This is a genomic window from Microbacterium sp. NPDC056569 (genome assembly GCF_042793475.1).
Classification (GTDB): Bacteria; Actinomycetota; Actinomycetes; order Actinomycetales; family Microbacteriaceae; genus Microbacterium.
Window position 1 is genome coordinate 12,484 of sequence record NZ_JBHTUV010000014.1, and the last position, 12,203, is coordinate 24,686.

The 12,203-nt window shown below is 69.8% G+C and carries 12 protein-coding genes; 4 read left to right on the top strand and 8 right to left on the bottom strand.

Translation table 11 applies throughout. The features are described from left to right. Positions 1-9: 9 nt before the first annotated feature. Both ACFQ7C_RS15990 and ACFQ7C_RS15995 read right to left on the bottom strand, forming a co-directional pair. On the bottom strand, positions 10-951 hold the full coding sequence (locus tag ACFQ7C_RS15990) for a DMT family transporter (protein ID WP_378903308.1): 942 nt from the start codon (positions 949-951) through the stop codon (positions 10-12). A gap of 101 nt (positions 952-1,052) precedes the next feature. After that, entirely contained in the window at positions 1,053-2,363 is a 1,311-nt protein-coding gene (locus ACFQ7C_RS15995; protein ID WP_378903311.1) for an MFS transporter, read from the bottom strand. Positions 2,364-2,539: 176 nt separating this feature from the next. On the opposite strand from ACFQ7C_RS15995, the gene rpsO reads away from it, so the two are divergent. After that, complete coding sequence (gene rpsO, locus ACFQ7C_RS16000) at positions 2,540-2,809, top strand: 30S ribosomal protein S15 (RefSeq protein WP_005048780.1); 270 nt, start codon at positions 2,540-2,542, stop codon at positions 2,807-2,809. A 99-nt stretch (positions 2,810-2,908) separates the two neighbouring features. On the opposite strand, the gene ACFQ7C_RS16005 is transcribed toward rpsO, so the two are convergent. After that, the gene (locus tag ACFQ7C_RS16005; protein ID WP_378903314.1) at positions 2,909-3,154 is read right to left on the bottom strand and encodes a hypothetical protein; all 246 of its coding nucleotides are present in this window, start codon (positions 3,152-3,154) and stop codon (positions 2,909-2,911) included. A gap of 64 nt (positions 3,155-3,218) precedes the next feature. Beyond that, the gene (locus ACFQ7C_RS16010) at positions 3,219-4,241 is read right to left on the bottom strand and encodes an isopenicillin N synthase family dioxygenase (RefSeq protein ID WP_378903317.1); all 1,023 of its coding nucleotides are present in this window, start codon (positions 4,239-4,241) and stop codon (positions 3,219-3,221) included. A gap of 104 nt (positions 4,242-4,345) precedes the next feature. Here ACFQ7C_RS16010 and ACFQ7C_RS16015 point away from each other — a divergent pair, with 104 nt between their 5' ends. Then, positions 4,346-5,194, top strand: coding sequence for an SDR family oxidoreductase (locus tag ACFQ7C_RS16015; RefSeq protein WP_378903319.1), 849 nt, complete (start codon positions 4,346-4,348; stop codon positions 5,192-5,194). A 45-nt stretch (positions 5,195-5,239) separates the two neighbouring features. Here the strand turns inward: ACFQ7C_RS16015 and ACFQ7C_RS16020 are convergent, their stop codons facing one another. After that, complete coding sequence (locus ACFQ7C_RS16020; protein ID WP_378903322.1) at positions 5,240-6,451, bottom strand: oxygenase MpaB family protein; 1,212 nt, start codon at positions 6,449-6,451, stop codon at positions 5,240-5,242. Between the two features lie 159 nt (positions 6,452-6,610). Beyond that, positions 6,611-7,786 carry an acyltransferase family protein gene (locus ACFQ7C_RS16025; RefSeq protein WP_378903325.1) on the bottom strand — a complete coding sequence of 392 codons (1,176 nt, stop codon included), beginning with the start codon at positions 7,784-7,786 and terminating at the stop codon, positions 6,611-6,613. Between the two features lie 59 nt (positions 7,787-7,845). Between ACFQ7C_RS16025 and ACFQ7C_RS16030 the strand changes: the two genes are divergently transcribed. Next, positions 7,846-9,414 carry a carboxylesterase/lipase family protein gene (locus tag ACFQ7C_RS16030; RefSeq protein ID WP_378903328.1) on the top strand — a complete coding sequence of 523 codons (1,569 nt, stop codon included), beginning with the start codon at positions 7,846-7,848 and terminating at the stop codon, positions 9,412-9,414. 13 nt (positions 9,415-9,427) lie between these two features. Beyond that, positions 9,428-10,309 (top strand): alpha/beta fold hydrolase, encoded by an 882-nt coding sequence (locus ACFQ7C_RS16035; protein ID WP_378903331.1) that lies wholly within the window; start codon positions 9,428-9,430, stop codon positions 10,307-10,309. A 41-nt stretch (positions 10,310-10,350) separates the two neighbouring features. Here the strand turns inward: ACFQ7C_RS16035 and ACFQ7C_RS16040 are convergent, their stop codons facing one another. Both ACFQ7C_RS16040 and ACFQ7C_RS16045 read right to left on the bottom strand, forming a co-directional pair. Beyond that, positions 10,351-11,268 (bottom strand): carbohydrate ABC transporter permease, encoded by a 918-nt coding sequence (locus ACFQ7C_RS16040; RefSeq protein WP_378903334.1) that lies wholly within the window; start codon positions 11,266-11,268, stop codon positions 10,351-10,353. Continuing rightward, positions 11,268-12,203, bottom strand: a complete 936-nt coding sequence (locus tag ACFQ7C_RS16045) for a carbohydrate ABC transporter permease (protein ID WP_378903337.1) — start codon at positions 12,201-12,203, stop codon at positions 11,268-11,270. Before ACFQ7C_RS16045 ends, ACFQ7C_RS16040 begins: the two co-directional genes overlap by 1 nt.

Genomic DNA, 12,203 nt, shown 5'->3' on the forward strand with positions numbered 1-12,203 from the left:
GTCGCGGCGTCAGCTTCGCGGTCGCCGGCCCAGCCGGTCCTGGGCGAGCAGGATGCCGAGGAACACGACGACCGCACCGGCCGGCTCGTTCCACGAGATCGTCTCGCCGAGGATCACGATGCCGAGGATCACGCCGACGACGGGGGTGATGTAGGTCACCGTCGAGGCGCGGGTCGGCCCCCAGGCACGCACGGTGTTCTGGTTCCACACGTACGCGATGCCGGTGCCGAGGCACCCGAGCAGCAGCAGGCTGACGACGATCGGCACGTCGAGGCGCACCGGCGTCAGCACGAGGAACGGGGTCAGGAGCGCCATGACGACGCCGGCCATCGCGATGTAGCCGAAGGTGAACGCGAGCGCCGACATCCCGGTGTTCGAGACGAAGCGCCGCATGTAGGCGAAGCTGAAGCCGTAGCTCGCGGTCGCGCCGAGGATGGCGAGCTCGGCGACCAGGCTGCCGTCCAGCGAGACGCCCTGCCAGGGCGCGATGATCACGACGACACCGAGGATGCCGACGCCGATCCCGACGACCTGCAGGGCCTTCAGCCGCTCGACGCGGAACACGAGCCACGCCATGATCGCCGTCATGATCGGCGTCGTCGCGTTGAAGATGCTCGCGACGCCCGAGCTGACATGCTGCTGTGCCCACGAGAACAGCAGGAACGGGATGACGCAGAAGGTGAGCCCGAGCACGGTCAGGTGCGCCCACACCCTGAGGCTGCGGGACAGGTGCTCGCGCCGCAGGAGCACCAGGGCGCCGAGCGTGAGGGCGCCGAGGAGGATCCGTGTCCACGCGACCTGCGCGGGGGAGATGCCGGTGAGCGACACCTTCATGAACAGGAAGCTCGCACCCCACACGATCCCCGCGAGCACGAACTGCACCGTGATCCAGTGCGGCGACGGCAGCTTCTCTGCACGCAGTGCCGGGGGAGGCGTTCGAGTCGAGGTCACGGTGGCCACGGTACGCCCGCCCGCAGACGCCCGAGCCGCGGAAGGGATGCGACGTCCGAAATCCGCCGATGTGCGGCGGTCCGGCTACGGCGCGGAGCCGCTCAGGGAACGGGATTCTCTGCGTCGTAGGCGCGGAACCGCGGGCTGAACCGCACCAGTGTCGCCACCAGCCCGACGATGATGAACCCGCCGAGCAGCGGCGGGAACCAGAGGGCCGTGAGCGTCGCCAGTGTGCCGGCGTAGAGCGCGCCGAGGCGGGGTCCACCCGCGACGACGACGATGAAGATGCCCTGCAGACGCCCGCGGATGGCGTCGGGCACGGCCGACTGCACCATCGTGTTGCGGAAGATCGAGCTGACGTTGTCGGCGGCTCCCGAGATCGCGAGCACCAGGCAGGCGAGGGCGATGAGCGTGAGGTTCGGGGTGTCGGCGTCGACGCCCGCGGGCGCGAACCACCCCAGCGCCGCAGCGCCGAGGACGAGGCCGAGCGCGGCGATCGAGCCGCCGTAGACGAGGATCGCCCGCTCGATCCCGAGACCCTGACGACGGATCGCGCCGACGCGGCCGGAGAACAGGCTCGACGCGAACGCGCCCGCCGCGACCGATGCCGTGAGCACGCCCGTCGTGATCGGACCGCCGCCGAGCAGCACCGCACCGATCGCAGGGAAGAGCGACAGCGGCTGGCCGAACGTCATCGCGATGATGTCGAGGATGAACTGCAGGCGGATGTTCGCCGCGCGGCGGAGGAAACGCCAGCCGTCCCGCAGCGACTCGAGGCCCGGCCGCACGATCTCGCCCTCGGGTCGCAGCGTCGGAAGGGTCCACAGCCCGAGGAAGAGCGAGGTCATCAGCACGACGTCGAGCGTGTAGGTCCACGCGTAGCCGGTCAGCGCGACGAGCACGCCCGCGAGCGCCGGGCCGGCCATCACCATGATCCCCACCGTGATGCCGCCGAGCGCCGAGGCCGCGGCGAGCAGCTCGCGGGGGAGCAGCCGGGGAACGATGGCCTGGCGGGTGGCGAGCACGATCGAGTTCGCCGCGGAGTTGACGATGCTGAGGACGTACAGCCACCACACCGTCTCGAGGTTCGCCCAGGTCAGCAGCGCGAGCAGCGCCGTCGAGCCGAACGTCACGGTCGCCGCGACCAGGGCGACCGCCCGCCGGTCGAAGGCGTCGGCGAGCATGCCGCCGTAGATGCCCGCGATGATCATCGGAACGAGGCCCGCGACCGCGATCATCGACACCGCGAACGTCGACGCCGTCAGGTCGTACATCTGCAGCATGATCGCGACGATGGTCAGCTGCCCGCCGAGTCCGGCGAGCGTCGAGCCGATCCACATGCGCGCGAACGCGGGACTGGCGCGGAAGGGCCGCAGGTCGATGAAGTGGCTGCGATGCTCCCCGGCGCTCACTCGTCGGCCTCGGTGTGCTGCACGTGTTCGAGCGTACCCGGGCAGCTCGACAGCGCGTTCGCCGCAGCATCCGTTCGCTGGTAGACTCTTCAGGTTGCCGTTGGATCGGCCGCGGAGAAAGAGAGCTCGCACATCGGGTGACGGGCACCGCGCAACAAGCAGAGAGGGGATCACCTATGGCACTGGAAGCAGACGTCAAGAAGGCGATCATCGAAGAGTACGCGACGCACCCCGGTGACACCGGATCCCCCGAGGTGCAGGTCGCGATGCTGACGCAGCGCATCAAGGACCTCACCGAGCACCTCAAGGAGCACAAGCACGACCACCACTCGCGTCGTGGGCTGTTCCTGCTCGTCGGTCAGCGCCGCCGTCTCCTGGGCTACCTCCAGGACATCGACATCAACCGTTACCGCTCGCTCATCGAGCGCCTCGGTCTCCGTCGATAAGGCATCGACCAGCGTTCAATCGCGCAAAACATTCTTGAGAAGGCCTCCCCACGGTGTGGGGAGGCCTTCGGCGTTCCTGGAGACCCCCCTGCTCACCTGTCACGAAGCGCCGCGCGGGGCGGCCGATTGTGACGGGCGAGCGGATGCTGCGGCCCGGGCGACGTCGAGGGGCACGTGCGAGACCGGGTCGAGGCCGGTGAGCGTGATCCATCCCAGTCGCCGCAGCATGCGCGCCTGCCAGACGCCCTGGCAGCCGGAGTGCAGATGGATGTCGGGCTCGTCGTCGTGCTCCTCGACGGTCACGGTGAGCGTGGGGGAGGGGGCGAAGATCGTCACGTCGCTCATCACGCCACGCTGAGCGCGGCTCAGTGCGTCCGGGACCCCCTTGCACGGGGCTGCGAGAAGTGCGTCACACGGAGCTCGCCGCCCGCGCCGCGACCAGATCCGCGTGGTGGATCCCGGCGACGTCGGGGTGGGCGCGCAGCCGCGACTTCAGCGCGTTCTCGCCGTACAGCGCGTGGATGGGGTTCGACGGATCCTGCGTCACTCCGCGGGCCTGAGCCGCGAGCTCGTCGGGCAGCTCGATGAGCGGCAGGCGCTTGTCGAGGGCGGGATTGAAGAAGAACGGGACGGAGATGCGGTCGCCGGGGTATCTCGGCGAGATGACGCGGTGCTTCGTCGCGATGAGGTAGCCCTGCGTCGCGTATTCGAGCAGCTCGCCGATGTTGACGACGAACGCGCCCGGCACGGGCGGGGCGTCGACCCACTCGCCCTCGCGCTCGACCTGGAGGCCGCCCTTGCCGGGCTCGACCCAGAGCAGCGTCAGCACGCCGGAATCCTTGTGGGCGCCCACGCCCTGCTGGGGTGTCGGGTCCTCCTTGCCGGGGTAGCGGACGATCTTGATGAGCGTCGAGGGCTCGCCGAAGTGCTCGTCGAAGTAGTTCTCCGGGGCGCCCAGCGACAGCGCCCAGGCGCGCAGCAGCTTGCGGGCGACGCCCGACAGGTGGTCGTGCCACTCCGACACGACCTCGCGGAGCTCCGGCTGCGCCTCGGGCCAGAGGTTCGGCCCGACGAGGCGCGAGAAGTCGGGGGCGCCGGGGTCGGTGATCGCCTCACGCTCGGGACCGATGTCGATCTGCTCGCGCCAGTCGACCTCGCCCTGCGTGCGTTCGCCGCCGACGCGGGTGTAGCCGCGGAAGTGGGGGCTGTTGACGTTCTCGATCGCCAGCTTGTCGACCTCGGGCAGGGCGAAGAAGTCCCGCGCCGCCCGGTGCAGCCGAGCCTCCAGCGCGGGCGAGACGCCGGTGCCGGTGAGGTAGAAGAACCCGACGTCGTGGGTCGCGGCGCGCAGGTCGTCGCGGAAGCGCGCGGCCTCCTCCGGGCCCGCGTCGAGCCGGGAGAGGTCGAGGATCGGCAGGTTGAGGTCGGTCATGGTGCGAGAGTAAGCGGGATGCTGCGGCCGCCGCCCGTTTGTTGCCGCGGGTTACCGGCGGCTCCACCGTTGCGCGTGCGACGTTCGTCGGGTGTGCTGGACGCATGACGCGTCCCCCACGCAGTGTGCTCGTGACCGGCTGTTCCACCGGCATCGGCCGGGAGACGGCATCCGTTCTCGCCCTGCGCGGCTGGCGCGTCTACGCGACGGCTCGCCGCCTCGACGCCGTCGCGGATCTCGAGAGGCACGGATGCCGCCTCCTCGAGCTCGACGTGACGGACGAGGCTTCGCGGACCGCTGCCGTGGACGCGGTCCTCGCCGCCGAGGGCACGATCGGCGCGCTGGTCAACAACGCGGGCATCAGCGAGCTCGGTGCGACGGCGGCCATGCCGGTCACGCACGTGGAGCGGATGTTCGCGACCAACGTGTTCGGCATGCTGAGCCTGACGCAGCTCGTCGTCCCCGGCATGCGCGCCCGCGGCGCCGGGCGCATCGTCAACATCGGCTCGATGAACGGACGCTGGATGATGCCGGGGATGGGCTCGTACGCCGCCACCAAGCATGCGCTCGAGGCATTCAGCGATGCCCTGCGCTATGAGCTCCGGCCCTTCGGCATCCAGGTGTCGGTCATCGCACCCGGCATGGTGACGACGGGGTTCGGTCACGCGGCCGCGCAGCGCAGCGATCCCGCCGCCGACGACCCGCGGTGGGCGGACTTCACCGCCCGCGTGTCGGAGCTGACGCTGACGTGGGACGCCGGTCCGCGCGCCCGCCTGGCGTGCTCGCCGCGCAACGTCGCCGAGCGCGTGGTGCGTGCGGTCGAGTCGCCGCGTCCGCGGGCGCGGTACCGCGTCGCGCCGTCGGCGGCGATCATGCTGTCGCTGCGGCGCGTGCTGCCGGAGCGGACGTTCGAGCGCGTGCTGCGCACGCAGTTCCCCTCTCCCCGGCCATGAGCAGGGCGATGGCCGGGCCGGCGTGCGGCCCGGCCACCACGATGCTCAAGGGGTGGGACGGTTCATGTCGGGGATGGTGATCGGGGTGGTCGTCCCCGACGCACCCCGGTTCAGGAACGCCATCGCGATCGCTCGCAGCAGCTGGTCGAACAGGTAGAAGTTCGCGGGCATCAGCGGCAGGAGCCCCTCGCGGAACGCGATGTAGCTCGGCCAGCCGACCCGGATGGTGGCCGCCGACACATAGTCGCGCGGCAGGCCGAGCCAGTCGCCGATCTCGTTCCCGAGCTGGTAGCGGACGAACTCGTTGAGGAACCCGCGCGTGACTCCGAGGTCCACCTGCGCCGTGAGACCGAGGAGCGTCTCGGCGAGCTCCTGGCCCTCGGGCGTCCAGGCGAGCTTGGGCGTCAGGATCTGAGCGGCCTGGGCGTGTGCGGCATCCCAAGTCGCGGGGATGTACTCGTCGTGCACACCGAGGAAGTGGAGGGCGACCTGCCACGAGTGCAGGAACGCCTCCTGATCGGCGGTGGACATCGGCACCCGCCACTCCTTGAGCTTCTTGTGCGCGAAGGTGCCGGTGCTGTGGAAGGTGACGAGGATGTCGTGGTTGCTGATGGGGATCTGCTCGTCGTGGCCGCTCTGCTGCCAGTGCGGCGACTGCGGAAGGAGGTGGCGCACGGCGGAGTGCACCATGCGCGTCTTGTTCGACGTCACCATGAACTCGCCGGTCGTCTCGAACGCGTTGATGTCGCTCAGGTCGTAGCCGAAGCTGAACGTCTTCGCGGCGCGGTCCTGCATGTCTGCGCCGCCCTTGGAGTGGTACACCGACCGCGCCTCGCGCGGGATGACGGTGCTCATGATGCCGCCGCCGATGCCGTAGATCATGAAGAGGTACGTGTCTTTGCGGCGATTGAAGTCCGCCGCGCGGCGCAGCTTCGTCCGGTCCGCCCAGGCGGGCAGCTTCGTCGCCCCCTGCAGGAACGTCGCGAGCTCGGGCGGCAGCCCGTTCGGCACCGGCTGCCAGTTGTTCACCCACGGGAGGATCGCGTCGTTGACCGCGGCGGTCTGTCCGCTCGAGATCACCGACGCCATGATGCGGTCGAGGTCGTCGTCCCACACCCACTGGGGATCGACGCCGGATCCGCTGCCGAGGACGGACGCCGCGGGCGACCACGACCAGGCCGCCTTGGGGATGGCGACGCCGGCGAGGCCGAGTGCGGCTCCGACGGTGAGTACGGAACGTCTGCTGATTTCGGGCATGGGGCACCTGCTTCCAGACAGGGATGGACCACGCCACGGCGACACCTTCGACACCGTTCCCGCACCTTCGATCCATCCAGGACGAATGTGATTCGCCGTTAACATATGGTGCGATGGCGCGCGGCACAACCCCCTGATCGCCAGGGCTTGCGGATCAGGTCAGCCGTTCTGACGAGGATCGGGTCGCGGCACGCGCGGCTGCTCCCGCGGGCGGCGCGAGCCGGTGGGGTCGTTGCGTCGCCCCTCGCGGCGGGCGAGGGTGCGATCGGCGAACAGCCATGCCGGCCGCGGCTCGACGAGCGGGCGGAAGACGCGGCGCACGGGTTTCGTCGCGAGCCCCAGCGCGATGAGCACGGATCCTACGATCACGAGCGGCAGCCAGAGCCACGTGGGCTCCGCATTGCGGAGCAGGCCGTTCTCGCGGAACGGGTAGAGCACGAAGGAGTGGAGCAGATAGACGTACATCGTGTACTGGCCGAAGTGCGTCCACCAGTGCGAGTCGCGCGGAACGAGCGCGAAGAACGCGGTCGACAGCACGACCGCGACGGCCATGAGCGCGAGGCGCACGCCGCCCGCCCACCACTGCGTTCCGCCGATCGACGCGTAGTTCTCGTCGTAGAACAGCCACTCGCGGAGGTTCATCGCTCGCCACTCGTCGACGAAGAACCACGCCGCCCATCCGGCGACCGCGAAGAGGCCGAGTCCTCCCACGAGAACCCACCAGGGGCGGCGGTCCAGCAGGCGCAGCCGCGCGACGATGTCGTGCTCGCGCAGCCACCAGCCGAGCGTGAAGAACGGCAGCAGCCCGAGGGTGCGCGACAGCGAGAAGGTCGAGCCGATGTTGGGGAGATACCCGGCGCCGATCGAGATCACGACCGTCCACAGCAGTGGCCAGCGCAGCAGCGCGAGGTACGGGAGCACGACGCGGAAGATGCCCAGCGCCAGCAGGAACCACAGCGTCCACGAGGGCTGCGTGATGTTCGGGTTCGCCTGACCCTCGACGATCCACTTCGTCAGCGTCCACAGCCCCTCGAACACGATGTACGGCACCAGGATGTCGGTGATCACGCGCGCCATCTGGGTCTTGGTCGGGGCGTCCGACTTCGAGAAGTAGCCCGAGATGATCGCGAACGCCGGCATGTGGAACGCGTAGATCACCAGGTACAGCCCCAGCGCGATGTCGGAGTCGTACGTGAGCCGCTGCACCGCGTGGCCGAGCACCACGAACACGATGCACGCGAAGCGGGCGTTGTCCCAGAAGGGCGTGCGCCGCCGCGGACGGGCGATCGATCCTGTGGGGGTTGTCGCCGTGGGCGGAACGCTGCTGCCGGTCATCGTCACCTCTCGCCGGGGCGCAGACCAGACTAGCCGCGCGTTCCGTGCTCCGCTTTCGCTTGACACCGAGTCCCACGCTGGCTGAGTCTGAGTTCGAGCGTGCCGACGTCGCGCGCCAGGAGGGACTCACGATGACGGATGCTGCGCCCCAGGCCGGATCGACGGGCTCGGCGACTGCGCGGCCCGTCGTCCAGGTGAGCGCCGGCGCGGTGCGCGGCACCCGCCACGGCGGGCTGGACCGTTTCCTCGGCATCCCCTATGCCGCGCCGCCCGTCGGCGAGCGCCGCTTCCGCGCCCCCGAGCCCGCGTCGCCGTGGGAGGGGGAGCGGGATGCCGCGACCTTCGGCCCGACCGCCCCGCAGCGTCCGTACAGCCCGGCGATCGCGAAGTACCTGGCGTCCGTCGATGTGCCCGGCGACGACATCCTCACCGTGAACGTGTGGACGCCCGCCGACCGCTCCGCGGACGCGGCCCTGCCGGTGATGGTGTTCGTGCACGGCGGCGCGCTGACGCGCGGCGCGGCCGCGCTGCCCACGTACGACGGCGAGCGGTTCGCGCGACACGGCCTCGTGTTCGTGTCGGTCCAGTACCGGCTCGGTCAGGAGGGGTTCGCGGTGCTGGACGACGTGCCGCAGAACCTCGGCGTGCTCGATCAGCAGGCTGCGCTTCGCTGGGTGCGACGCGAGATCGCGGCGTTCGGCGGCGACCCGTCCCGTGTCACCGTGATGGGGCACTCCGCCGGCGCCAACACGCTGGCGGCGCTCCTCGCTCTGCCGCACGCGAAGGAGCTGTTCGACCGGGCGATCCTGCAGTCCGGCCCGCTCGAGGCTCGGCCGCCCAAGAAGGCGGGCCGCATGTCGCGGGAGATCGCCAAGCGCCTTGCGGCGCCCGCCACCCGTGCGGGCTTCTCGGCCCTCTCCGCCGACGAGCTCGTCGCGCAGCAGACCGCACTCGCCGCGGCCGGCTCGCCGCTCGGCGGCGGTCCGTCCGTCGCGTTGGCGATCGGAGGCGAGGCTGTCCCACTGAACCCGCTCGATGCGCTGCTCGACGGCGCCGGCCGGGGCATCCCGGTGCTCGTCGGCTCGACCAGCGAGGAGTATCGGCTGTGGCTGGTCCCGTCCGGAGCGGTCGACAAGGCGAGCTGGCTCACGGTCACCCTCGCGCGGCTCGCCGCGCGCGTGCCTGCACGCATCGTCCGCGCGCACCGCGCGCGCCGGCCCGACGCGAAGCCGGGGGAGGTGCTGGGCGAGGTCATCGGCGACATCCTGCTGCGCGGCCCGATCACGCGGTTCGCCGACAGCCGGGTCGGGTCGGCGGACTCGCCCACGTGGGTGTACGAGTTCCGGTGGCGGAGCCCCGTCGACGGGCTCGGCGCCGCGCACGTCATGGAGCTGGGCTTCGTGTTCGATCGGCTCGCCGAGCCCGATGCGATCGGCATCGGCGGTCCCGACGGACCGCAGGCGCTCGCCGAGGCGATGCACCGGGCGTGGGTGTCGTTCGTGGTCGACGGCGATCCGGGCTGGGAGGCGTGGTCGGCGCACCGGCCGGTGCAGGCGTTCGACGCCGACGGCGGCCACATCGACTACGCGCCGCGCCAGGACGAGCTCGACGGCCTTCCCCGGGCGTAGTCTCGCAGGCGCGATGACGACGATCGACGACGCGCTGCAGCGCGACCAGGCCATTGGCGACCTCGACTGGCGGGTCTTCCCGACCGGCACCGAGCGCGACGTGTTCCACGCTCCCAGCGGCGGTCTCGCGCGCGTGCGCCTGGGCGACCGCGACGCACCGAGGGTCGTGCTCGTCCCCGGCGTGGCGGGCTCCAAAGAGGACTTCGTCCTGCTGTTCCCGCTGCTGGCCGCCGCCGGCTGCCGGGTCGAATCGTACGACATCGCCGGGCACTACGAATCGGCCGACGCCGGACCGCAGCACCTCGACCCGCCGCGCGGTTCCTACGACTACCCGCTGTTCGTCGACGACCTCGTCGCGATCCTCGAGGACGGGGATCCCGCCCATGTCCTCGGCTACAGCTTCGCGGGCCTCGTCACCGAGCTCGCCCTCGTCGCCCGCCCCGAGCTGTTCCGCAGCCTCACACTCATGGCCGCCCCGCCGGCGACAGGACAGGTGTTCCGGGGCGTGAAGCACATCGGTCCCATCTCCGACATGTCGCCGCACCGCGCCGCGGGGCTCATCCTGTGGGGCATCCGCTACAACCTCAACCGCACGCCTCCGGGGCGCATCGCCTTCGTGCGCGAGCGTCTCGGCGTGACGGGACGGGCGTGCATCGACGATGTGGTGGGGCTCATGATGGCGACGCCCGACTTCGCGGATGCCGTCGCCGCCGTCGACGTCCCGAAGCTGATCGCTGTGGGCGACCAGGACCTGTGGCCCCAGGCGCAGCACGACGCGTACGCCGCGCGCATCGGCGCCCGTGTGGCGACCTACCCCACCGGCCACGCGCCGTGCGAGACCGCCCCGCACCAGCTCGCGCGCGACATGCTGCAGCTCTTCGCCGACGCGCAGTAGAGGGGAACGGATGCTGCGGGCCGCAGCATCCGTCCCCGCGCTCACTTGATCGAGCCCCGCGTGACGCCCGAGATCACCCAGCGCTGGCTGAAGATGTAGACGATCAGGAGCGGCGCCATGGCCATCAGGTACGACGCGAACGCCACGGTGTAGTCGGTGTTGAACTGCCCCTGGAACACCCACTGTGCGAGCGGCAGCGTGCGTGCGGACGGTTCCGTCAGCACGACGAGCGGCATGATGAAGTCGTTCCACGCCCACACGCACGTGAGGATGCCGACCGTCGCGTTCATCGGCATGAGCAGCGGGAAGATCACCTGCCAGAAGACGCGCCACGTGCCCGCCCCGTCGACCCTCGCCGCCTCCTCCAGTTCGATCGGGATCGACCGGATGTACGCGGTGTAGATGAAGATGTTCAGCGACAGCCCGTAGATCGTGTAGAGGAGGATCATCCCGGCCTGGTTGTCGAGGCCGAGCAGCGAGGTCTGCTTCACCAGCGGCAGCATGATGATCGGGAACGGGATGAACAGGGCCGCCAGCAGGTAGAAGAACACGCCCTTGAAGAACGGCCGGTGGATGTTGCGCGCGAGCGCATACGCCACGATCGAGCTCGTCAGCAGCGTGAAGCCGACTGCCCCGACCGTGATGATCGCCGTGTTCAGCAGCGCCTGCGGGAAGCTCGTCCTCACCCAGGCGTCGGCGAAGTTCTCCCAGCGGATCGGATTCGGGATCTCGAAGCCGGTGCCCTCTGCGAGCTGGCCGGGCGTCTTCAGCGCGACGACGACCGCGAGATAGAGCGGGATCAGCACGGTGAGCGAGCACACCGCGATGAGCGCGGTGGCCCACCAGTTGATCTTGCGCGTGTCGTCGTCGGGCTCGCCGCGGCGCTTGCGTCGGTCGTTCGCGGTGACGGCGTCGACCTCCTGCTCGAGCTGCGACGCGGTGTTGGTCATGCTGGTCATCAGAAATCGGCCTCTCTGCGCTGAAGGACCCGGAATTGGAAGAGCGAGACGACCGTGATCACGATGAAGAAGATCACCGCGTTGGCCGTCTGGTAGGCGAACTCGCCGCCCGAGAAGCCGCCCCGGAAGATGAGCAGCGTCACCGATTCGGTCGACGTGCCCGGTCCGCCGTTGGTCAGCGCGACGATCGGGTCGAAGACCTGCAGGAATCCCTTGAGGCTCAGCACGACGTTGATCGTGAAGAACGCTCCGATGAGCGGGAACGTGATCGACCGGAACTGACGCCAGGGCGAGGCGCCGTCGAGCGCGGACGCCTCGTAGAGCTCCGCGGGGATCGTCTGCAGCCCGGACAGGTAGATGATGATCGCGAACGCGCACGCCTGCCACACGGCCAGCGTCACGATCGCCGTCCAGGCCCAGGTCTCGTTCGTGAGGATGTTGTCGGCGATCAAGGGGATGCCGGACAGGATCTTCGGCAGCGAGTTGGAGAACAGGAACTGGAAGACGTAGCCGATCACCAGGATGGAGAGGATGTAGGGGACGAAGTACACCCCGCGGAAGAAGTTCCGTGCACGGATCTTCGCGTTGAGCCCGAGCGCGATCGCAAGCGAGAACGCGTTGGTCAGGATCGTCGCCACGATCGCGAACAGGAACGAGAACCCGTAGGCCTGCAGCACGCGGTCGTCCCGGAACAGGTTGATGTAGTTCGACAGCCCCACGAAGTTCCAGGCACCGTAACCGGCGTAGTTGGTGAAGCTGAAGAAGATGCCGACGAGCACCGGCACGGTGTGGAAGGCCGCGAACGCGATCACCGCGGGCCACACCATCCAGTAGTAGGCGGGAAGGGCGCGTCTGGTCTCGGTGCGCACGCGCGACGCGCGCTTTCCGGCGTCGCTCGTCGAGCTGGAGCGGACCGCCTGGGTCAGGGTCGTCAT

Coding starts and splice junctions, on each gene's coding strand:
- rpsO (WP_005048780.1), top strand. CDS start 2,540: ATGGCACTGGAAGCAGACGTCAAGAAGGCGATCATCGAAGAGTACGCG.
- ACFQ7C_RS16005 (WP_378903314.1), bottom strand. CDS start 3,154: ATGAGCGACGTGACGATCTTCGCCCCCTCCCCCACGCTCACCGTGACC.
- ACFQ7C_RS16010 (WP_378903317.1), bottom strand. CDS start 4,241: ATGACCGACCTCAACCTGCCGATCCTCGACCTCTCCCGGCTCGACGCG.
- ACFQ7C_RS16015 (WP_378903319.1), top strand. CDS start 4,346: ATGACGCGTCCCCCACGCAGTGTGCTCGTGACCGGCTGTTCCACCGGC.
- ACFQ7C_RS16020 (WP_378903322.1), bottom strand. CDS start 6,451: ATGCCCGAAATCAGCAGACGTTCCGTACTCACCGTCGGAGCCGCACTC.
- ACFQ7C_RS16025 (WP_378903325.1), bottom strand. CDS start 7,786: ATGACCGGCAGCAGCGTTCCGCCCACGGCGACAACCCCCACAGGATCG.
- ACFQ7C_RS16035 (WP_378903331.1), top strand. CDS start 9,428: ATGACGACGATCGACGACGCGCTGCAGCGCGACCAGGCCATTGGCGAC.
- ACFQ7C_RS16040 (WP_378903334.1), bottom strand. CDS start 11,268: ATGACCAGCATGACCAACACCGCGTCGCAGCTCGAGCAGGAGGTCGAC.
- ACFQ7C_RS16045 (WP_378903337.1), bottom strand. CDS start 12,203: ATGACGACCCTGACCCAGGCGGTCCGCTCCAGCTCGACGAGCGACGCC.